Source organism: Pseudomonas sp. Ma2-10, assembly GCF_054330215.1.
Genome location: NZ_JBTEYL010000005.1, coordinates 93,866 through 115,437, shown reverse-complemented (window position 1 = coordinate 115,437; position 21,572 = coordinate 93,866). Strand labels below are relative to the sequence as shown.

Genomic DNA, 21,572 nt, shown 5'->3' with positions numbered 1-21,572 from the left:
AATCCGCTGGTCCGTTGCCAACTGACCAGCGTCTTACGCGTTACAAATTACAAAAGGTATTGCGGGCGCGGTTCAGCTGCTGCGCATCAGCGGGTAAAGCTCTTTCAGCAATTTGCGACGGCTGATCACCAGCTGCCAGCGATGACCGCCCAGCTGCCGCCACAGGCGTGCCGATCGAATCCCGGCCAGCAGCAGGGCGCGGATTTTCGAAGCATTGCTTGGTTGCTGCAGGTTGCGCATGTCGCCGTGGACCTGAATGCGTTGGCGCAAGGTGCTCAGGGTGTCCTGGTACAGCGCGCCGCAGGCCGCGATCACGTTTTCGTGCGCCGGGCCGAAGTGCTCGACCTGAGACTGAATCTGCGGCAAGCGCTTGCCGATCACCTCAAGCATATCGTTGCGTTTGGCCAGCTGGCGCTCAAGCCCGAGCATCGCCAGTGCATAGCGCAGCGGCTCGCGCTGAAGGGTGCTTGGGTCGCGTTCCAGGGCGCCGATCAATGCGCGGTAACCTTCACGCAGATTGATGTCGTCGCCGCCGTACACCTCCAGGGTGTCTTTGGGGTCGCGAATCAGCAGGCTGCCGAGCATGCACGTCAGGCCGGCTTCGGCGGTCTGGCCGGTCTTGGCGATCTTGTCGACCAGGACAGCGGCGAGGAACACGCCGCCCAGTGCCGTCAGTTGCTCCTGAGTCGGGTTCATTGCGGCTGGCCTGTAGAAGTGCCCTTGCTGGTCCACGGTTCTGCAATTTCGATCACGCCGCCGCCGAGGCAGATTTCACCGTCGTAGAACACCACGGACTGGCCTGGGGTGACCGCGCGTTGCGGGTCATCGAAGGTTGCGCGGTAGCCGGTGGCGGTTTGTTCCAGCGTGCAGGGTTGATCGCTCTGGCGATAGCGGACTTTGGCCGTCAGCTTGCGCGGCTCAGTCAGGTCGATCGGGTTGACCCAATAGATGTCCGAGGCGAGCAGGGCGCGGGAGAACAGATATGGGTGGTCATTGCCCTGGCCAACGATCAGCTCGTTGTGCTCCAGGTCTTTGATCAGCACGTACCACGGCTCGTCACCGGCGTCTTTCAAACCGCCGATGCCCAGGCCCTGGCGCTGGCCGATGGTGTGGTACATCAAACCGTGGTGACGGCCGATAACTTCACCTTCGGTGGTCTTGATCTCGCCCGGTTGGGCCGGCAGGTACTGCTTGAGGAAGTCGCTAAAGCGGCGTTCGCCGATAAAGCAGATCCCGGTGGAATCCTTTTTCTTTGCGGTGGCGAGTTCGTGTTTCTCGGCAATTGCGCGGACTTCGGGTTTTTCCAGCTCGCCGACCGGGAACAGGGTCTTGGCGATCTGTTCACCGCCGACGGCGTGCAGGAAGTAACTCTGGTCCTTGTTCGGGTCCAGGCCCTTGAGCAGCTCGGTGCGGCCATCGATGTCGCGACGACGCACGTAGTGACCGGTGGCGATCAGGTCGGCGCCAAGCATCATGGCGTAGTCGAGGAACGCCTTGAACTTGATCTCGCGGTTGCAGAGGATGTCCGGGTTCGGCGTGCGACCGGCCTTGTATTCGGCCAGGAAGTGCTCAAATACGTTGTCCCAGTACTCGGCAGCGAAGTTGGCGGTGTGCAGCTTGATGCCAATCTTGTCGCACACCGCCTGCGCATCCGCCAGGTCATCCATGGCGGTGCAGTATTCCGTTCCATCGTCTTCTTCCCAGTTCTTCATGAACAGGCCTTCCACCTCATAACCCTGCTCGATCAGCAGGAGAGCGGAAACGGAAGAGTCCACGCCGCCGGACATGCCGACAATGACGCGCTTCTTTTGTGTGTCAGAAGGGGCTGGATCACGCATAGGGATTCAATGAGTGTCTTGAAAAAGGACGCGATTCTAACAGGCCAAAGCCCGCAAGGCTAAAGAGAAGGGCGGATCAGTTCGAGACTGAAGTGTTGACCGTCCAGATAATCATCGATACAGCGGATGATCAGCTCACTGCGCCAGTTGGCGCGCTGGGCCAGCAATTCGTCACGCGTCAGCCATTTTGCTCCGACAATGCCGTCGTCCAGTTGATAGTCAGGACGGTGTTTCAAGGCTTTGGCGGTGAAGCAGACCCGCTGGTAGGTCACGCCGTTGCTCGGCGCGGTATAGAGGTAAATCCCCACCACGCCGGTCGGCTCGACATCCCAGCCGGTTTCCTCAAGGGTTTCGCGCGCGGCGGCTTCGATCAGGGTTTCGTTCGGGTCCAGGTGGCCGGCGGGCTGGTTGAGCACCGCTCGTCCGCCCTTGAGTTCTTCGACCATCAAGAAGCGGCCATTGTCTTCGACGATTGTGGCGACGGTGATGTGGGGTTGCCAAGTCATGAAATATCCTCCGGTCATCAAACTGTAGGCGTGGGTGCTGGAAACAGAAACCCCGGCACGGGGCCGGGGCTTCTTTGCATCCTTACAACCTTAAACCAACGCAGCGATCGCGGCGTTGAAGGTGTTGCTCGGGCGCATGGCCTTGCTGATCAGCTCGGCATTGGCGTGGAAGTAACCGCCGATGTCCACGGGCTTGCCCTGAACGGCGTTGAGCTCGGCAACGATGGTTGCTTCGTTCTCGGTCAGGGTCTTGGCCAGTTCGCCGAACTGCGCTTGCAGTGCAGCGTCTTCGGTCTGGGCGGCCAGGGCTTGAGCCCAGTAAAGCGCCAGGTAAAAGTGGCTGCCGCGGTTGTCGATGCTGCCGACTTTGCGCGATGGCGACTTGTTGTTGTCCAGGAACTGGCCGGTGGCCTGATCCAGGGTCTTGGCCAGCACCAGCGCTTTAGGGTTGTTGTAGGTAACACCCAGGTGCTCAAGGGAGGCGGCCAGGGCCAGGAACTCGCCCAGGGAGTCCCAGCGCAGGAAGTTCTCTTCCAGCAGTTGCTGAACGTGCTTGGGTGCCGAGCCGCCGGCGCCGGTTTCGAACAAACCACCGCCGTTCATCAGTGGCACGATCGACAGCATCTTGGCGCTGGTGCCCAGTTCCATGATCGGGAACAGGTCAGTCAGGTAATCGCGCAGTACATTGCCGGTCACCGAAATGGTGTCCTTGCCTTCGCGGGTACGGCCTAGGGTGAGCGCCATCGCGTCGACGGGCGACATGATGCGGATGTCCAGGTCTGCGGTGTCGTGATCTTTCAGGTAGGCCTGAACTTTCTCGATCACCACGCCGTCGTGGGCGCGCATTGGGTCCAGCCAGAAGATCGCTGGCGTGCTGCTCGCGCGAGCACGGTTGACGGCCAGTTTGACCCAGTCCTGGATCGGCGCGTCTTTGGTCTGGCACATGCGGAAGATGTCGCCGGCTTCAACCGACTGTTCCAGCAGGGTGCGGCCAGCGCCGTCAGAAATCCGAACCACACCGTTGGCTTTAATCTGGAAGGTCTTGTCGTGCGAGCCGTACTCTTCAGCTTTTTTCGCCATCAGGCCAACGTTTGGCACGCTGCCCATGGTGGTTGGATCGAAAGCGCCGTGCAGCTTGCAGTCTTCGATTACTGCCTGGTAGATGGTGGCGTAGCAGCGATCCGGAATCACAGCCTTGGTGTCGTGCAACTGGCCGTCAGTGCCCCACATTTTGCCGGAGTCACGGATCATCGCCGGCATCGAGGCGTCGACGATAACGTCGCTCGGCACGTGCAGGTTGGTGATGCCTTTGTCGGAATTGACCATGGCCAACGACGGACGAACGGCGTAGACCGCCTGGATGTCCGCTTCGATCTGCGCTTGCTGTTCCGCCGGTAAAGCCTTGATGCGTGCGTAAAGGTCGCCGATGCCGTTGTTCAGGTTGAAGCCGATCTGTGCCAACACGTCAGCGTGCTTGGCCAGTGCGTCTTTATAGAACTCGGCAACGATCTGGCCGAACATGATCGGGTCGGAGACCTTCATCATGGTGGCTTTGAGGTGAACCGACAGCAGCACGCCTTTGGCTTTAGCGTCTTCGATCTCGGCAGCGACGAAGCTGCGCAGGGCGTTTTTGCTCAGTACCGCGCAATCGAGGATCTCACCGGCTTGCACGGTGGTTTTTTCTTTCAGGACGGTGGTGGTGCCGTCTTGAGCGATCAGTTCGATTTTGACGGCGTCAGCAGCGTCGATCAGGGCAGCTTTTTCGCTGCCGTAGAAATCGCCGGTGCTCATGTGCGCAACGTGGGACTTGGAGTCCGTAGCCCAGGCGCCCATTTTGTGCGGGTGCTTGCGCGCGTAGTTCTTGACCGACAGCGGTGCACGACGATCGGAGTTGCCTTCGCGCAGAACCGGGTTCACGGCACTGCCCTTGATCTTGTCGTAACGCGACCTGGCGAGCTTGTCGGCGTCGCTGGTCACGGTTTCCGGGTAGTCAGGCAGTGCAAAGCCTTGGGCTTGCAGTTCCTTGATCGCGGCTTGCAGTTGCGGAACCGAGGCGCTGATGTTCGGCAACTTGATGATGTTGGCTTCAGGCGTAACGGCCAGGTCGCCCAGTTCGGCGAGGTGGTCGGCTACGGCTTTGTCACCCAATTGCTCGGGGAAGCTGGCCAGGATGCGCCCTGCAAGAGAGATATCGCGGGTTTCCACGGCGATATCAGCGGAGGCGGTGAAGGCCTCTACGATAGGCAACAGTGAATAGGTGGCGAGGGCGGGAGCTTCGTCGGTGAAGGTATAGATGATCTTCGAGCGGGTGGGCATATTCGGATTAACTCTCTCTTCTTTGCTAAAGCGTGCGCAGAAAACCTCGAGGGGCGCCGGGTAAGCGCGTTCGTTCAAAGTCATCCATGAGCCGAATGTCGAGATTTCTTCGCGGTGATGTTGGGTGCATCAGTCGAGCGTCAAGCGGGTGGACTGCGGTAACAGTCCTGCTTTTCGGGCCCAAAGTCTCGGCTACTTATTCAGTTGCAGGAGAGGTCGGCCGTCGTGACTCTGCGGTCAGCGGGCGGCATTATACATAGGTAGCTGGCAATCTGCCGATGGTTCATATCCAGCGATTGTCGTCCATTGGTCTAAAGGTCGCAGGGGCGAGCGGGGCGTAGAGTCTTGCACCGTGCTTGAGTTTGGCGCTTTTCCCTTTGCTTTCAGGCTTGTACGTCGCGAACTGTGCAGCTTTGCGGCAGATGGTTGGAACATAGGGTTTGCGTGCCGATTTAACTGGGGTACGCTCGAACGAAGCCAGATGTTCAATCCAAACAATGGAGTTCAGCATGGGATACAAGAAGATTCAGGTTCCAGCAGTCGGCGACAAAATCACCGTCAACGCGGACCATTCTCTCAATGTTCCTAACAACCCGATCATCCCCTTCATCGAAGGTGACGGTATTGGCGTTGATATCAGCCCGGTCATGATCAAGGTTGTCGATGCTGCTGTTAAGAAGGCTTACGGCGGCGAGCGCAAAATTTCCTGGATGGAAGTCTACGCCGGGGAGAAAGCGACTCAGGTTTACGATCAGGACACCTGGCTACCTCAGGAAACCCTGGACGCGGTAAAGGATTACGTGGTTTCCATCAAAGGCCCTCTGACCACTCCGGTCGGTGGCGGCATCCGTTCCCTGAACGTTGCCCTGCGTCAGCAGCTCGATCTTTATGTTTGCCTGCGCCCTGTGCGCTGGTTCGAAGGCGTGCCGAGCCCGGTCAAGAAGCCAGGCGACGTCGACATGACGATCTTCCGTGAGAACTCGGAGGACATCTACGCCGGTATCGAGTGGAAAGCCGGTTCGCCGGAAGCGACCAAGGTCATCAAGTTCCTTAAAGAAGAAATGGGCGTCACCAAAATCCGTTTCGACGAAAATTGCGGTATCGGCATCAAGCCGGTTTCGCTGCAAGGCACCAAGCGTCTGGCGCGAAAAGCGCTGCAGTATGTGGTCGACAACGACCGCGACTCGCTGACCATCGTGCACAAAGGCAACATCATGAAGTTCACCGAAGGTGCCTTCAAGGAGTGGGCCTACGAAGTGGCGGCTGAAGAGTTCGGCGCGACCCTGCTCGATGGCGGTCCATGGATGCAGTTCAAAAACCCTAAAACCGGCAAGAACGTTATCGTCAAAGATGCCATCGCCGACGCCATGCTCCAGCAGATCCTGCTGCGCCCGGCCGAATACGATGTGATCGCGACCCTGAACCTGAACGGCGACTACCTCTCTGACGCCCTGGCGGCGGAAGTGGGCGGTATCGGTATCGCACCGGGTGCCAACCTGTCTGACACCATTGCGATGTTCGAAGCGACCCACGGTACTGCGCCGAAGTACGCAGGCAAGGACCAGGTCAACCCGGGCTCGCTGATCCTGTCCGCAGAGATGATGCTGCGCCACATGGGCTGGACCGAAGCGGCTGATCTGATCATCAAAGGCACCAACGGCGCGATTTCGGCCAAGACCGTGACCTATGACTTCGAACGTCTGATGGAAGGCGCGAAACTGCTGTCTTCGTCCGCGTTCGGTGATGCGCTGATTTCGCACATGTAAGCGAAATTCAGGCAAGACACTCTCAAGCCTGAAAAAACCGCCCGACTCAAGTGATTGAGTCGGGCGGTTTTTTATGACTGGATGGTAAGTGCAGTCTCAGGCCGTAACGGTCTGTTCACCAGCGGGAGCGGTGACCGCCTGAGCATCAACAGGCGCGCCTATGTTCACGGCATGCAGGCCTTTTGGGCCCTGAATGATCTCAAAGATGACGGCTTGCCCGGCTTTCAGGGTTTTATAACCGTCCATCTTGATGGCTGAGTAGTGGGCGAACAGATCTTCGCTCTTGCCTTCCTCGTTGATGAAGCCGTAACCCTTGGCATTGTTGAACCATTTGACCTTGCCGCTGACCTTGACACCTGACATACCCATATCCCTCTGCAACAGACTCCATCACTGGAGTATCATCCAGTTCATCCGCAGTCATTTCCTGGAAATAAGATTGACTCCGCGGACCTTTTTTACCCACTGTGGGCTCTATTGGTTGTAACACCGTTTTGCCGATAGTCAAGGTGACCGGGCGGTCGGAGTTGAAATCGTCCATAGCCGCCCCCACCACTGTATTTGAACTACTGACGAACCTCTCTTTCCATGCATGCAATCAGCCAGATTCGACTAACATTCAATCAGGATCGCCCGGCTCTCCAAAAAGATCATCCGGGGGCTCACGACGACGATTCCGCAGGTATTGCTGTTCAGGAGGCAAAGCCTGCTTTACAGGCGCCGCCGATGTACAAGGTGGTTTTGTTCAATGATGACTACACACCGATGGATTTCGTCGTCGAAGTGCTCGAGGTGTTTTTTAACCTGAATCGGGAGCTGGCGACCAAGGTCATGCTGGCCGTCCACACAGAAGGACGGGCAGTATGTGGAGTGTTTACCCGCGACATCGCCGAGACTAAGGCCATGCAGGTCAACCAGTACGCCAGGGAAAGCCAGCATCCGCTACTCTGTGAAATCGAGAAGGACGGTTAATCGCCGACCACTTGGGTATGAGGTGAAGCTATGTTAAACCGCGAGCTCGAAGTCACCCTCAATCTTGCCTTCAAGGAGGCACGCTCGAAGCGTCATGAATTCATGACCGTCGAACACCTCCTGCTGGCCCTATTGGACAATGAGGCTGCCGCCACCGTTTTGCGTGCCTGCGGCGCAAACCTCGACAAACTCAAGCACGATCTGCAGGAGTTCATCGACTCCACCACGCCATTGATCCCCGTTCATGACGAGGATCGTGAGACTCAGCCAACCCTGGGCTTCCAGCGTGTTCTGCAGCGTGCTGTCTTTCACGTACAGAGCTCGGGCAAACGCGAAGTGACTGGTGCCAACGTACTGGTCGCGATCTTCAGTGAGCAAGAGAGTCAGGCAGTGTTCCTGCTGAAACAGCAGAGCGTTGCGCGCATCGATGTCGTCAACTACATCGCACATGGCATTTCCAAAGTGCCGGGGCATGGCGATCACTCTGAAGGTGAGCAAGATATGCAGGACGACGAGGGCGGTGAGTCTTCTTCTTCAGGCAATCCTCTGGATGCTTATGCCAGCAACCTCAACGAACTCGCGCGCCAGGGTCGAATCGATCCATTGGTAGGCCGTGAGCTGGAAGTCGAGCGCGTCGCGCAGATCCTGGCGCGTCGTCGCAAAAACAATCCGTTGCTGGTGGGCGAGGCGGGCGTGGGTAAAACCGCGATAGCCGAAGGGCTGGCCAAGCGCATTGTCGACAACCAGGTGCCGGACTTACTGGCCAATAGCGTGGTGTATTCCCTCGATCTGGGGGCCTTGCTGGCCGGGACAAAATACCGCGGCGATTTCGAGAAGCGCTTCAAGGCGTTGCTCAATGAGCTGAAAAAACGTCCGCAGGCGATCCTGTTCATCGACGAAATCCACACCATCATTGGTGCGGGTGCCGCGTCCGGTGGGGTCATGGATGCCTCGAACCTGCTCAAGCCGCTGCTGTCGTCGGGTGATATCCGTTGCATCGGTTCGACCACGTTCCAGGAGTTTCGCGGGATCTTCGAGAAGGATCGGGCCCTGGCTCGGCGCTTCCAGAAGGTCGATGTGTCCGAACCTTCGGTTGAAGACACCATCAGCATTCTGCGTGGCCTGAAAGGGCGTTTCGAAGCGCACCACGGCATCGAATACAGCGATGAGGCCTTGCGTGCCGCTGCGGAACTGGCGTCGCGCTACATCAATGACCGGCACATGCCGGACAAGGCCATCGACGTGATCGACGAGGCGGGCGCCTATCAGCGCCTGCAGCCGGTCGAGAAACGGGTCAAGCGTATCGAAGTGCCTCAGGTCGAGGACATCGTTGCGAAAATCGCGCGGATTCCGCCCAAGCACGTCAACAGCTCTGACAGAGAGTTGCTGCGTAACCTGGAGCGTGACCTGAAGCTGACGGTATTTGGCCAGGATGCCGCAATCGACTCGCTGTCGACTGCGATCAAGCTGTCCCGTGCCGGCCTCAAGTCGCCTGACAAGCCTGTCGGTTCGTTCCTGTTCGCAGGGCCAACCGGCGTCGGTAAAACCGAAGCGGCGCGTCAGTTGGCCAAGGCGCTGGGCATCGAGTTGGTGCGCTTCGACATGTCCGAGTACATGGAACGCCACACCGTATCGCGTCTGATCGGTGCGCCTCCGGGTTATGTCGGGTTCGACCAGGGTGGTCTGCTGACCGAAGCCATCACCAAGCAGCCTCATTGCGTGCTGTTGCTCGATGAAATCGAGAAGGCGCATCCGGAAGTCTTCAACCTGCTGCTGCAGGTCATGGACCACGGTACGCTGACCGATAACAACGGGCGCAAGGCGGATTTCCGTAACGTGATCGTCATCATGACGACCAACGCCGGTGCCGAAACGGCCGCTCGCGCTTCGATCGGTTTCACTCATCAGGACCACTCGTCCGATGCGATGGAAGTGATCAAGAAGAGCTTTACGCCAGAGTTCCGCAACCGTCTGGACACCATTATCCAGTTTGGTCGCCTCAGCCATGAGGTCATCAAAAGTGTGGTGGACAAGTTCCTTACCGAGCTTCAGGCGCAGCTGGAAGACAAGCGTGTGCAGCTGGAAGTGACGGACGCGGCGCGCAGTTGGCTGGCAGCGGGTGGTTACGACACGGCAATGGGTGCTCGACCAATGGCGCGTTTGATTCAGGACAAGATCAAGCGTCCGCTGGCGGAAGAGATCCTCTTTGGCGAACTGGCCGACCATGGTGGTGTGGTTCACATCGATCTCAAGGACGGCGAGCTGACCTTCGACTTCGAGACCACGGCTGAAATGGCCTGACAGTTATCTCAGGAAAGCAAAAGGCGCCGAAAGGCGCCTTTTTGCTGTCCGCCGGATCTACACCCGCTCCCGCATTGTCCCTGCGCGGCATAAAATCACGCGCGCACAAAAACGCCCGGCATAAACCGGGCGTTTTGTATTGACTTGATTAGCGAGCGCGGTAAGTGATGCGCCCTTTGCTCAAGTCATAGGGCGTCAGCTCGACGCGCACTTTGTCGCCGGTAAGAATACGAATGTAGTTCTTGCGCATCTTGCCGGAGATATGCGCGGTTACGACGTGCCCATTTTCCAACTCCACACGAAACATGGTGTTGGGCAGGGTGTCGACGACAGTGCCTTCCATTTCGAAGCTGTCTTCTTTCGACATGCAGTAAAGCCCTCGGTGTCCAATGAATGGCCCGGTGCAACTGCGCCAGGCAAAAGCGGCGTGCATTGTGCCCGAAAAATGGGGTTTAAGCCAAGGGGTTTACGGTCTGCTCTAGTTCAGGATGACCCAGCGCTGATTAATCAGCAGTTCGATAGGACGATATTGAGTCTTGTAACTCATTTTTTTGCAGTTTTTGATCCAATAACCCAGATAGACGGCTTCCAGCTCTAGACGCTGAGCCTCGGCGATTTGCCAGAGAATCGCATAGCGCCCCAGGCTACGGCGTTCTTCAGCGGGTTCGTAGAACGTGTAAACGGCCGACAGACCGTTTGGCAGCAAGTCGGTGACGGCCACCGCCACCAGTCGTCCTTCGAGTCGGAATTCGTAGAATCGGGAAAACGGCAGGTCACGTACCAGAAACGTCGCAAACTGATCGCGACTCGGCGGGTACATATCGCCATCGGCGTGACGCTGTTCGATATACCGCTGATAAAGGTCGAAATACTCTTCGCTGAATTGCGGCCTGGCAGGGCGCACCTGTAGGTCGACGTTGCGTTTGAAAATGCGTTTCTGCTGGCGGTTGGGCGAAAATTGCGCCACAGGGATGCGCGCCGGTACGCACGCATTGCAATTCTGGCAATGAGGCCGGTAAAGATGATCGCCGCTACGACGGAAACCCATTTCAGACAGGTCTGCATAGACATGCACATCCATGGGCTGACTAGGATCGAGGAACAAGGTCGTGGCCTGTTCCTCTGGCAGATAGCTGCAAGAGTGGGGCTGAGTGGCATAGAACTTCAAGCGCGCCAACTCGGTCATGATCAACCCTCGGGATAAGCTTTTGATTAAGTGTAAGCCACGCGCGCCAAAGTCGCTCAGCAAACCCAGAGTGCGCGGTTGGGCTGATCCAGATGCTGCGTAAGGTAACCGGCAAACTCGCTGCGAGGAATCGCTCGGGCGCCGAGGCTGTGCAGATGGTCGGTAGGCATCTGGCAGTCGATCAGCACAAAGCCTGAGTCTTTCAGATGTCGGACCAGTGTGGCAAAGCCATATTTCGAGGCGTTATCGGCGTGGCTGAACATGGACTCGCCGAAAAACAGCTGACCCATCGCCAGGCCGTATAGCCCGCCGACGAGTTCGCCCTGGTCCCAGACTTCTACCGAGTGGGCGTAGCCACGCCTGTGCAGCTCGAGGTAGGCCTTCTGCATGGCTTCTGTGATCCAGGTGCCGTCGGCGTAATCCCGAGGCGCGGCGCAAGCGCGGATGACCGCGGCAAAATCCTGATCAAAGGTCACTTGATAGCGTTGCTGGCGCAGCAGTTTGTTCAGGCTGCGCGAGACATGCAGTTCGTCGGGAAACAGCACGGTGCGTGGGTCCGGCGACCACCAGAGAATCGGCTGGCCTTGCGAGAACCAAGGAAAACAGCCGTGGCGATAGGCCTGAATCAGACGGTCGGCGGACAGGTCCCCGCCCGCAGCCAGCAGTCCGTTGGGATCGCGCATGGCTTTTTCCAGGGGCGGGAAGGTCAGGGTGTTGCGTTGTAACCAAGTCAGCATGGCATCCGGGCTTGCAGAAGGGGAGGGTGACGGTGGGCGCGGGTGGGCCCATCGTGAAGTGTGCCGTCAAACGACGGGAATGTCGTCCAGATACTTCTCGGCGTCCAGTGCGGCCATGCAGCCGGCCCCGGCAGAAGTCACGGCCTGGCGGTAAACGTGGTCGGCCACGTCACCGGCGGCAAACACGCCCGCAATTTCGGTGCTGGTCGCATCGCCTTCGCTGCCACCCTTGACCAGCAAATAGCCGTCACGCATTTTCAGCTGGCCCTTGAACAGGTCGGTGTTGGGTTTGTGGCCAATAGCGATGAACACGCCGGTCAGCGGCAATTCACGGGTTTCGCCAGTGTGGCTGTCCCGCAGGCGGGCGCCGGTCACACCGCTGGCATCACCCAGCACTTCATCCAGATTCTGGTTCCAGTGCAGGCGGATATTGCCGTTGGTGGCTTTTTCGAAGAGCTTGTCCTGAAGAATCTTCTCCGAGCGCAACTTGTCGCGCCTGTGAATCAGGTGAACTTCCTTGGCGATGTTTGACAGGTACAGCGCTTCTTCAACCGCCGTGTTGCCGCCGCCAACGACTGCGACCACCTGATTGCGGTAGAAGAAACCGTCGCACGTCGCGCAGGCCGATACCCCTTTGCCGGCAAATGTCTCTTCCGATGGCAGTCCCAGGTATTGCGCCGAGGCGCCGGTGGCGATAATCAGCGCATCACAGGTGTAAGTGCCGCTGTCACCGATGAGTTCGAATGGGCGCTGTTGCAACTTGGCGGTGTGGATGTGGTCGTAGACGATCTTGGTGTGAAAACGCTCGGCGTGTTTTTGCATGCGTTCCATCAGCGCCGGGCCGGTGAGGCCTTCGACATCACCGGGCCAGTTGTCGACGTCGACGGTGGTGGTGAGCTGGCCACCTGCCTGTATGCCGGTAATGACAACGGGGCTGAGGTTGGCGCGAGCGGCATAAACGGCTGCGCTGTAACCGGCAGGGCCGGAACCCAGAATGATCAGGCGGGAATGCTTCGCTTCGCTCATAAAAACACCTCATAAGCCTTTGTCACAAAAGAGAATGCATGCTCAAATTGAGCCGCGCATTATGCGCTGTGGACTATGCTGCATCTTGGTTTTCAAGCATGGCATCGGACGAACAAACCCGTACAATGCCTGCCTGTTACAGTGTTTGTAATAAATTAAGCGCTGCGCGCCGTGTTTATAAAAACCGGAGCGTAGTGTTAAAAGTAGTCCCAGTTACACCTGTTATCTTTTTTACCTGCCTGGATTGGGCAGTTTTTTATAGTCACTCAGCAGATGGACGCGCCATAGGCGCAGGAAAAGAAGCGTTTTGAAGAAATCCACCGCAGCACCCAAAACAGTCGTTCCGCTCTGGCGCCAGCAGTTGCACTACCGGCTCAAGGAAGGTGCATTGATCGCCATCGGCGGCTTGTGCCTGTTCCTGATGATGGCTTTGTTGACCTACAGCAAGGACGATCCGGGTTGGAGCCATAACAGCAAGATCGACGATGTGCAGAACTTCGGCGGACCGGTCGGCTCCTACAGCGCCGATATCCTGTTCATGGTGTTGGGTTACTTCGCCTACATCTTTCCGCTGTTGCTGGCGATCAAGGCTTATCAAATCTTCCGTCAACGCCACGAGCAGTGGGATTGGAGCGGCTGGTTGTTCTCCTGGCGCCTGATCGGTCTGGTGTTTCTGGTGCTCTCGGGCGCGGCCCTGGCTCATATTCATTTCCACGCCGCGACCGGCCTGCCGGCCGGTGCTGGCGGCGCTTTGGGCGAAAGCCTCGGTGATCTGGCCAGGAACGCCCTGAATATCCAGGGCAGTACGCTGTTGCTCATCGCGTTGTTCCTGTTTGGCCTGACGGTGTTCACCGACCTGTCGTGGTTCAAAGTGATGGACCTCACCGGCAAGATCACCCTGGACCTGTTCGAATTGTTCCAGGGCGCGGCCAATCGCTGGTGGGTTGCCCGCACCGAACGCAAGCAACTGGTCGCCCAACTGCGTGAGGTCGACGACCGCGTCCATGACGTGGTGGCTCCGACCGTCACCGACAAACGCGAGCAGGCCAAGGTCAAGGAACGCCTGATCGAGCGTGAGCAGGCCCTGAGCAAGCACATGTCGGACCGCGAGAAGCAGGTGCCGCCGGTGATTGCCCCGGCGCCGCCCACGCCATCGGCGCCCAGCAATCGCGTCGAAAAAGAGAAACAGGCACCGTTGTTCGTCGACAGCGCCGTCGAAGGCACCTTGCCACCGATCTCGATTCTCGACCCGGCAGAAAAGAAACAACTCAATTACTCGCCTGAATCCCTGGCTGCGGTTGGCCACTTGTTGGAAATCAAGCTCAAGGAATTCGGCGTCGAAGTCTCGGTGGATTCCATTCACCCGGGCCCGGTCATTACCCGTTACGAAATTCAGCCGGCCGCAGGCGTCAAGGTCAGCCGTATCTCCAACCTGGCAAAAGACCTGGCGCGCTCCCTGGCCGTGACCAGCGTACGTGTGGTGGAAGTGATTCCGGGCAAGACCACCGTCGGTATCGAGATTCCCAACGAAGACCGCCAGATCGTGCGTTTCTCCGAAGTGCTGTCGACCCCCGAATACGACAACTTCAAGTCTCCGGTCACCCTGGCCCTGGGTCACGACATCGGCGGCAAACCGGTCATCACCGACTTGGCGAAAATGCCTCATTTGCTGGTAGCCGGTACGACCGGTTCCGGTAAATCGGTGGGCGTGAACGCGATGATCCTGTCGATCCTGTTCAAGTCCGGCCCGGAAGACGCCAAGCTGATCATGATCGACCCGAAAATGCTTGAGCTGTCGATCTACGAAGGCATTCCGCACCTGTTGTGCCCAGTGGTCACTGACATGAAGGACGCTGCCAACGCCCTGCGCTGGAGCGTGGCGGAGATGGAGCGCCGCTACAAACTGATGGCGAAGATGGGCGTGCGAAACCTGTCGGGCTTCAACGCCAAGGTCAAGGAAGCCCAGGACGCCGGTACACCGTTGACCGATCCGTTGTACAAGCGCGAAAGCATTCACGACGAAGCACCGCTGCTGACCAAGCTGCCGACCATCGTCGTGGTCGTCGACGAATTCGCCGACATGATGATGATCGTCGGCAAGAAGGTTGAAGAACTGATCGCCCGTATCGCCCAGAAAGCTCGTGCGGCCGGTATCCACTTGATCCTTGCGACGCAGCGTCCGTCGGTTGACGTGATCACCGGTTTGATCAAGGCGAACATCCCGACGCGCATGGCGTTCCAGGTATCGAGCAAGATTGACTCCCGGACCATCATCGACCAGGGCGGCGCCGAACAATTGCTGGGTCACGGCGACATGCTCTACATGCCTCCAGGCACCAGTCTGCCGATTCGTGTCCACGGCGCGTTTGTGTCCGATGACGAGGTTCACCGGGTGGTTGAAGCCTGGAAACTGCGTGGTGCTCCCTCATACAACGACGACATCCTTGCCGGTGTTGAAGAGGCCGGTAGCGGTTTTGACGGTGGCAGTGGCGGTGGCGACGAAGACAGCGAATCCGATGCGCTTTACGACGAAGCTGTGCAGTTCGTCCTGGAAAGCCGTCGCGCGTCCATCTCTGCGGTTCAGCGCAAGCTGAAAATCGGCTACAACCGCGCTGCGCGCATGATCGAAGCCATGGAAATGGCCGGGGTCGTGACGTCAATGAATACCAACGGCTCGCGTGAAGTTCTGGCCCCTGGCCCGGTACGCGACTGATTTGAATTGCGGGGGGGGCCAACAGGCGCCGCCCGCACTCCCACGAATGTTATGAGGACTCCGATGCGTCTTATCCGCATGCTGTTGCTGCCGGTTTTGGCTTTGACCACGCTCTCGGCCCACGCCGATGACAAGGACGTGGCACGTCTGACCCAACTGCTGGAAAAATCCCAGACCCTGACCGCGCGTTTCTCCCAGCTGACCCTCGACGGCAGTGGTACCCAGTTGCAGGAAGCCGCGGGTGAAATGTCCTTGCAGCGTCCTGGTTTGTTTTACTGGCACACCAATGCCCCGGCCGAGCAAACGATGATCTCCGACGGCAAGAAGGTGACATTGTGGGATCCGGACCTGGAGCAGGCCACCATCAAGAACCTCGATAAGCGCCTGACCCAGACCCCGGCGTTGCTGCTGTCCGGTGACGTGTCCAAGATTAGCGAGAGCTTCGACGTCAGCGCCAAGGAAGCCGGTGGCGTGATCGACTTCACCTTGAAGCCGAAAACCAAGGACACCCTGTTCGACAGCCTGCGCCTGTCGTTCCGCAACGGTCTGGTCAATGACATGCAGATGATCGACAGCATCGGTCAGCGCACCAACATCCTGTTCACCGGCGTGAAAGCCAACGAGCCGATTCCGGCGTCCAGGTTCAAGTTCGACATCCCCAAGGGTGCCGACGTGATCCAGGAATAAATCAGAGGTTTCAAACGCACGTGATGGACCTGTTTCGCATTGCCCCGATTGCTCAGCCCTTGGCCGCCCGTTTACGTGCCGCCAATCTGGACGAGTACGTCGGTCAGGAGCACGTGCTGGCTCGTGGCAAGCCTTTGCGCGAAGCCCTGGAGCAGGGTGCCCTGCACTCGATGATTTTCTGGGGCCCACCGGGTGTGGGCAAGACCACCCTGGCGCGGTTGCTGGCGGAAGTCTCGGACGCGCACTTCGAAACGGTTTCGGCGGTACTGGCCGGCGTGAAGGAAATCCGTCAGGCGGTGGACATCGCCAAGCAACAGGCCGGGCAGTACGGCAAGCGGACCATCCTCTTCGTCGATGAAGTGCATCGCTTCAACAAGTCCCAGCAGGATGCGTTCCTGCCATACGTTGAAGACGGCACGCTGATCTTCATCGGTGCAACCACTGAAAATCCCTCGTTTGAACTCAACAATGCATTGCTTTCCCGAGCCCGCGTCTACGTGCTCAAAAGCCTCGATGAGGCGGCCCTGCGCAAGTTGGTGCATCGCGCGCTGACCGAAGAGCGTGGCTTGGGCAAGCGGCAATTGACCCTCAGCGACGAAGGCTTCCAGATGCTGCTGTCGGCCGCCGATGGCGATGGCCGGCGTCTGCTCAACCTGCTGGAAAACGCCTCGGACCTGGCTGAAGACAACAGCGAGATCGGCGTCGACCTGCTGCAAAGCCTGCTCGGCGATACCCGCCGGCGTTTCGACAAGGGCGGCGAAGCGTTTTACGACCAGATCTCTGCGCTGCATAAATCGGTGCGCGGCTCCAACCCGGATGGCGCGTTATATTGGTTCGCTCGGATGATCGACGGTGGTTGTGATCCGTTGTACCTGGCCCGGCGGGTGGTGCGCATGGCCAGCGAAGACATCGGCAACGCCGACCCCCGCGCCTTGAGCCTGTGCCTGGCGGCATGGGAAGTGCAGGAGCGCCTCGGCAGCCCTGAAGGTGAATTGGCGGTGGCCCAGGCCATCACCTACCTGGCTTGTGCGCCGAAAAGCAACGCGGTGTACATGGGCTTCAAAGCGGCGATGCGCAGCGCCACCGAACACGGTTCGCTGGAAGTACCGCTGCACCTGCGCAATGCGCCGACCAAGCTGATGAAGCAATTGGGGTATGGCGATGAATACCGTTACGCCCACGATGAACCGGACGCCTACGCCGCGGGCGAAGACTATTTCCCGGAAGAACTCGAGCCGCAGCCGTTCTATCAGCCAGTGCCGCGCGGCCTGGAGCTGAAGATTGGCGAGAAGCTCAATTACCTTGCACAACTTGATCGTCTAAGCCCTAGGCAGCGGAGAAAATAGTGATTCCATTGATCGTTGCCGTGTCAGCGGGCGGTATCGCCGGCACGCTTTTGCGTTTTGCCACCGGTAATTGGATCAACGCTAATTGGCCGCGGCACTTCTATACCGCGACGCTGGCCGTTAATATCGTCGGCTGTTTGCTGATCGGCGTTCTATACGGTCTGTTTTTGATACGCCCGGAAGTGCCGATCGAGGTGCGCACCGGGTTGATGGTCGGCTTCCTCGGGGGGCTGACGACTTTTTCTTCCTTTTCACTGGATACGGTGCGCCTGCTGGAAACCGGGCAAATGCCGCTAGCCGTGGGCTATGCTGCCATCAGCGTATTCGGCGGGCTGCTCGCTACCTGGGCAGGCCTGTCCTTGACCAAACTTTGATAACGAGAGACCGATATGCTCGATTCCAAACTGTTACGTAGCAACCTTCAGGACGTAGCGGACCGCCTGGCATCCCGTGGCTACACGCTGGATGTTGCGCGCATCGAAGCGCTGGAAGAACAGCGCAAGACCGTCCAGACCCGCACCGAAGCACTGCAGGCTGACCGTAATGCGCGCTCCAAATCCATCGGTCAGGCCAAGCAGCGCGGCGAAGACATCGCGCCGCTGATGGCCGACGTCGAGCGCATGGCGAACGAATTGAGCGCCGGTAAAACCGAGCTGGACGGCATCCAGACCGACCTGGATTCGATTCTGCTCGGCATCCCGAACCTGCCCCACGAATCTGTACCCATCGGCGGTGACGAAGACGGCAACGTCGAAGTGCGTCGTTGGGGCACCCCGACCGTGTTCGATTTCCCGGTTCAGGACCACGTCGCTCTGGGCGAGAAATTCGGCTGGCTGGACTTCGAAACCGCCGCCAAGCTGTCCGGTGCCCGTTTCGCCTTGTTGCGCGGCCCGATTGCTCGAATGCACCGCGCTCTGGCGCAGTTCATGATCAACCTGCACACCAGCGAACACGGGTACGAAGAGGCTTACACGCCTTATCTGGTTCAGGCGCCGGCGCTGCAAGGCACGGGTCAACTGCCGAAGTTCGAAGAAGACCTGTTCAAGATCACTCGCGAAGGCGAAGCCGATCTGTACCTGATCCCGACCGCCGAAGTGTCGCTGACCAACATCGTCGCCGGCGAAATCGTCGACTCAAAACTGCTGCCGATCAAGTTCGTCGCCCACACCCCGTGCTTCCGCAGTGAAGCCGGTGCCTCGGGTCGCGATACGCGTGGCATGATCCGTCAGCACCAGTTCGACAAGGTTGAAATGGTCCAGATCGTTGAGCCGTCGACCTCGATGGACGCGCTGGAAGGCCTGACGGCCAACGCCGAAAAAGTCCTGCAATTGCTCGAACTGCCTTATCGCACTATTGCGCTGTGCACTGGCGACATGGGCTTCAGCGCGGTCAAGACCTACGACCTGGAAGTGTGGATCCCGAGCCAGGACAAATACCGCGAGATTTCGTCGTGCTCCAACTGCGGCGATTTCCAGGCCCGTCGCATGCAAGCGCGTTTCCGCAACCCGGAAACCGGCAAGCCTGAACTGGTTCACACCCTGAACGGTTCTGGTCTGGCGGTCGGTCGTACGCTGGTGGCGGTGCTGGAAAACTATCAGCAAGCCGACGGTTCGATCCGTGTGCCGGACGTACTGAAACCGTACATGGGTGGCCTTGAGGTCATCGGCTGAATGGACTATCTGCCGCTGTTCCATAACCTTCGCGGCAGTCGTGTCTTGGTCGTCGGCGGGGGGGAGATTGCCTTGCGCAAATCCCGCCTGCTGGCCGAAGCCGGTGCGCTGCTGCGGGTGGTCGCACCTGAAATCGAACCGCAGCTGCGCGAACTGGTTGCCGGCAGCAATGGCGAGTGCTTGGTCCGAGGCTATGCTGAGTCGGACCTGGACGGTTGCGGGCTGATCATCGCCGCCACCGACGACGAGCCGCTGAACGCACAAGTTTCCACCGATGCCCATCGGCGTTGTGTGCCGGTCAACGTGGTGGACGCGCCAGCCTTGTGCAGCGTGATCTTCCCGGCGATCGTCGACCGTTCTCCTTTGATCATTGCGGTTTCCAGCGGCGGCGATGCGCCGGTGCTGGCGCGGTTGATCCGCGCCAAACTGGAAACCTGGATTCCTTCTACCTACGGTCAACTGGCGGGCCTGGCAGCGCGTTTTCGCAGCCAGGTCAAACGTCTGTTCCCGGATGTGCAACAGCGCCGGGCGTTCTGGGAAGATGTGTTCCAGGGCCCGATTGCTGACCGGCAACTGGCCGGGCAGGGCGCCGAAGCCGAGCGCCTGATGCGGGCGAAAATTGCCGGTGAAGCGCCGAATGCAACGGGCGAAGTCTACCTGGTGGGCGCCGGCCCGGGTGATCCCGACCTGCTGACTTTCCGCGCCTTGCGCCTGATGCAGCAAGCCGATGTGGTGCTGTATGACCGCTTGGTGGCGCCTGCGATTCTGGATTTGTGCCGTCGCGATGCCGAGCGGGTTTACGTCGGCAAGCGCCGCGCCGATCACGCTGTGCCGCAGGATCAGATCAACCAGCAATTGGTGGATTTGGCCAAGCAAGGCAAGCGGGTCGTGCGGTTGAAGGGCGGTGATCCGTTCATCTTCGGTCGCGGCGGTGAAGAGATCGAAGAGCTGGCGGCCCATGGCATCCCGTTCCAGGTGGTGCCGGGTATCACGGCGGCCAGCGGTTGCGCGGCGTATGCCGGGATTCCGCTGACTCACCGTGATTACGCGCAGTCTGTGCGTTTTGTCACTGGGCACCTGAAGGACGGTTCCTCCGACTTGCCGTGGGCCGACCTGGTTGCCCCGGCGCAAACCCTGGTGTTTTACATGGGGTTGGTGGGGTTGCCGATCATCTGCGAGCAGTTGATCAAGCATGGTCGCGCGGCGGATACGCCAGCGGCGTTGATCCAGCAGGGCACCACCGTTAATCAGCGGGTGTTTACCGGCACCTTGGCCGATTTGCCAAGTCTGGTGGCGGAGCATGAAGTGCACGCGCCGACGCTGGTGATCGTTGGGGAAGTGGTGCAATTGCGCGAGAAACTGGCGTGGTTCGAGGGCGCGCAGGCGCAAGTCTGACTACCCGGTAACGGATCGTTCCCACGCGTCTGGGAACGATCATTCACGATCATCTGTCAGGCTTTACGCCAAACCCCTTTCCCACTCAACCGCTCCCGATCATGCGGCGCCGTGAAATCCTGCGCCGGCCCTTTCGGCACAACGCCCGTCGGGTTAATGGTCGTGTGGCTGGCGTAGTAGTGATTTTTGATGTGCTCGAAATCCACCGTCTCGGCAATCCCCGGCCACTGATAAATCTCTCTTAGCCAATTCGACAGGTTCGGATAGTCGGCAATCCGTCGCAGGTTGCACTTGAAGTGCCCGTGATACACGGCATCAAAGCGAATCAACGTGGTGAACAACCGAATATCAGCTTCAGTCAGGTATTCACCCGTCAGATAACGATTGGCGCCCAACAGCTGTTCCAGCCGATCAAACTCCTCGAACACCCCATCGAACGCGTCTTCATAAGCCTTCTGCGACGTGGCAAACCCTGCGCGGTACACGCCATTGTTCACCGCCGGATAAATCCGTTCGTTCAGCGCGTTGATATTGTCCCGCAGCGGCGCCGGGTAGAAATCCAGGTCATTACCCGTCAAATCATCGAAGGCGCCATTGAACATGCGGATGATCTCCGCCGACTCATTGTTCACGATGCGATTCTGTTGTTTATCCCAGAGCACCGGCACCGTGACGCGACCGGTGTAATCGGCGGTATCGGCGGTGTAGCGCTGGTGCATGAAGTTGAAGTGATCGAGTTTGTCGCCGGTCGATCCGAGGTTCTGGTCGAAGGTCCAGCCGTTTTCCAGCATCAGCCAACTGACCACCGAGACGTCGATGAGGCTTTCGAGGCCTTTGAGTGTGCGCAGGATCAGCGTGCGGTGGGCCCATGGACAGGCGAGGGACACATAGAGGTGATAACGACCGGCTTCGGCCGCAAAGCCGCCGACACCCGTCGGGCCGGGTTCGCCGTCGGCGGTTAGCCAGTTACGACGCTGCGCCTGTTCACGCTGGAATGCGCCGTCCTTGCCGCTTTCGTACCACTGGTCATGCCAGCGACCTTCAACTAACAAACCCATGTTCAAGACTCCTCAACCAATAAGCGTTGGAGAGGAGTCTATTCACATAGGTTCG

20 protein-coding genes are annotated in these 21,572 nt (G+C 58.9%); 10 read left to right on the top strand and 10 right to left on the bottom strand.

The features are described from left to right. Positions 1 to 72 precede the first annotated feature (72 nt). The 4 genes from hflD to ACXPVS_RS09215 form a co-directional block, all read right to left on the bottom strand. Positions 73 to 696 (bottom strand): high frequency lysogenization protein HflD, encoded by a 624-nt coding sequence (hflD, locus tag ACXPVS_RS09230; protein WP_458509649.1) that lies wholly within the window; start codon positions 694 to 696, stop codon positions 73 to 75. Next, positions 693 to 1,838, bottom strand: coding sequence for a tRNA 2-thiouridine(34) synthase MnmA (mnmA, locus tag ACXPVS_RS09225; protein WP_458509648.1), 1,146 nt, complete (start codon positions 1,836 to 1,838; stop codon positions 693 to 695). The genes hflD and mnmA overlap by 4 nt, the downstream gene beginning before the upstream one ends. A gap of 59 nt (positions 1,839 to 1,897) precedes the next feature. Continuing rightward, positions 1,898 to 2,344, bottom strand: a complete 447-nt coding sequence (locus tag ACXPVS_RS09220) for an NUDIX hydrolase (protein WP_458509647.1) — start codon at positions 2,342 to 2,344, stop codon at positions 1,898 to 1,900. A 90-nt stretch (positions 2,345 to 2,434) separates the two neighbouring features. Further along, complete coding sequence (locus tag ACXPVS_RS09215; RefSeq protein ID WP_458509646.1) at positions 2,435 to 4,660, bottom strand: NADP-dependent isocitrate dehydrogenase; 2,226 nt, start codon at positions 4,658 to 4,660, stop codon at positions 2,435 to 2,437. Positions 4,661 to 5,169: 509 nt separating this feature from the next. Between ACXPVS_RS09215 and icd the strand changes: the two genes are divergently transcribed. Further along, a complete protein-coding gene (gene icd / locus ACXPVS_RS09210; RefSeq protein WP_283180862.1) occupies positions 5,170 to 6,426 on the top strand; it encodes an NADP-dependent isocitrate dehydrogenase in 1,257 nt (418 codons plus the stop codon). Between the two features lie 96 nt (positions 6,427 to 6,522). On the opposite strand, the gene cspD is transcribed toward icd, so the two are convergent. Continuing rightward, a complete protein-coding gene (gene cspD, locus ACXPVS_RS09205; RefSeq protein WP_458509645.1) occupies positions 6,523 to 6,795 on the bottom strand; it encodes a cold shock domain-containing protein CspD in 273 nt (90 codons plus the stop codon). A 219-nt stretch (positions 6,796 to 7,014) separates the two neighbouring features. On the opposite strand from cspD, the gene clpS reads away from it, so the two are divergent. Both clpS and clpA read left to right on the top strand, forming a co-directional pair. Then, positions 7,015 to 7,398 carry an ATP-dependent Clp protease adapter ClpS gene (gene clpS / locus ACXPVS_RS09200; protein ID WP_458509644.1) on the top strand — a complete coding sequence of 128 codons (384 nt, stop codon included), beginning with the start codon at positions 7,015 to 7,017 and terminating at the stop codon, positions 7,396 to 7,398. Between the two features lie 30 nt (positions 7,399 to 7,428). Continuing rightward, a complete protein-coding gene (clpA, locus tag ACXPVS_RS09195) occupies positions 7,429 to 9,699 on the top strand; it encodes an ATP-dependent Clp protease ATP-binding subunit ClpA (protein WP_458509643.1) in 2,271 nt (756 codons plus the stop codon). A gap of 148 nt (positions 9,700 to 9,847) precedes the next feature. Here clpA and infA read toward each other — a convergent pair whose 3' ends face one another. The 4 genes from infA to trxB all read right to left on the bottom strand — a co-directional run bounded on the left by infA (position 9,848) and on the right by trxB (position 12,648). Beyond that, positions 9,848 to 10,066, bottom strand: coding sequence for a translation initiation factor IF-1 (gene infA / locus ACXPVS_RS09190; protein ID WP_002553999.1), 219 nt, complete (start codon positions 10,064 to 10,066; stop codon positions 9,848 to 9,850). 111 nt (positions 10,067 to 10,177) lie between these two features. Next, complete coding sequence (locus tag ACXPVS_RS09185) at positions 10,178 to 10,885, bottom strand: arginyltransferase (RefSeq protein ID WP_458509642.1); 708 nt, start codon at positions 10,883 to 10,885, stop codon at positions 10,178 to 10,180. Positions 10,886 to 10,941: 56 nt separating this feature from the next. After that, the gene (gene aat / locus ACXPVS_RS09180) at positions 10,942 to 11,622 is read right to left on the bottom strand and encodes a leucyl/phenylalanyl-tRNA--protein transferase (RefSeq protein WP_458509641.1); all 681 of its coding nucleotides are present in this window, start codon (positions 11,620 to 11,622) and stop codon (positions 10,942 to 10,944) included. Positions 11,623 to 11,688: 66 nt separating this feature from the next. Further along, positions 11,689 to 12,648, bottom strand: coding sequence for a thioredoxin-disulfide reductase (gene trxB, locus ACXPVS_RS09175; RefSeq protein ID WP_458509640.1), 960 nt, complete (start codon positions 12,646 to 12,648; stop codon positions 11,689 to 11,691). Positions 12,649 to 12,686: 38 nt separating this feature from the next. Here trxB and ACXPVS_RS09170 point away from each other — a divergent pair, with 38 nt between their 5' ends. From ACXPVS_RS09170 to cysG, 7 genes are all read left to right on the top strand, one after another. Beyond that, positions 12,687 to 12,959 (top strand): hypothetical protein, encoded by a 273-nt coding sequence (locus ACXPVS_RS09170; protein WP_458509639.1) that lies wholly within the window; start codon positions 12,687 to 12,689, stop codon positions 12,957 to 12,959. Then, complete coding sequence (locus tag ACXPVS_RS09165; protein ID WP_458509638.1) at positions 12,956 to 15,361, top strand: DNA translocase FtsK; 2,406 nt, start codon at positions 12,956 to 12,958, stop codon at positions 15,359 to 15,361. The genes ACXPVS_RS09170 and ACXPVS_RS09165 overlap by 4 nt, the downstream gene beginning before the upstream one ends. 63 nt (positions 15,362 to 15,424) lie before the next feature. Then, positions 15,425 to 16,048 carry an outer membrane lipoprotein chaperone LolA gene (gene lolA / locus ACXPVS_RS09160; RefSeq protein ID WP_458509637.1) on the top strand — a complete coding sequence of 208 codons (624 nt, stop codon included), beginning with the start codon at positions 15,425 to 15,427 and terminating at the stop codon, positions 16,046 to 16,048. Positions 16,049 to 16,071: 23 nt separating this feature from the next. Further along, positions 16,072 to 17,394 (top strand): replication-associated recombination protein A, encoded by a 1,323-nt coding sequence (locus ACXPVS_RS09155; protein WP_458509764.1) that lies wholly within the window; start codon positions 16,072 to 16,074, stop codon positions 17,392 to 17,394. Next, a complete protein-coding gene (gene crcB / locus ACXPVS_RS09150) occupies positions 17,394 to 17,768 on the top strand; it encodes a fluoride efflux transporter CrcB (RefSeq protein ID WP_458509636.1) in 375 nt (124 codons plus the stop codon). The genes ACXPVS_RS09155 and crcB overlap by 1 nt, the downstream gene beginning before the upstream one ends. A gap of 15 nt (positions 17,769 to 17,783) precedes the next feature. Continuing rightward, complete coding sequence (gene serS, locus ACXPVS_RS09145; protein ID WP_458509635.1) at positions 17,784 to 19,064, top strand: serine--tRNA ligase; 1,281 nt, start codon at positions 17,784 to 17,786, stop codon at positions 19,062 to 19,064. Beyond that, entirely contained in the window at positions 19,065 to 20,459 is a 1,395-nt protein-coding gene (gene cysG / locus ACXPVS_RS09140) for a siroheme synthase CysG (protein WP_458509634.1), read from the top strand. It begins immediately after the preceding gene. Between the two features lie 56 nt (positions 20,460 to 20,515). On the opposite strand, the gene ACXPVS_RS09135 is transcribed toward cysG, so the two are convergent. Continuing rightward, entirely contained in the window at positions 20,516 to 21,517 is a 1,002-nt protein-coding gene (locus ACXPVS_RS09135) for a glutathione S-transferase family protein (RefSeq protein ID WP_458509633.1), read from the bottom strand. Between the last annotated feature and the right edge of the window lie 55 nt (positions 21,518 to 21,572).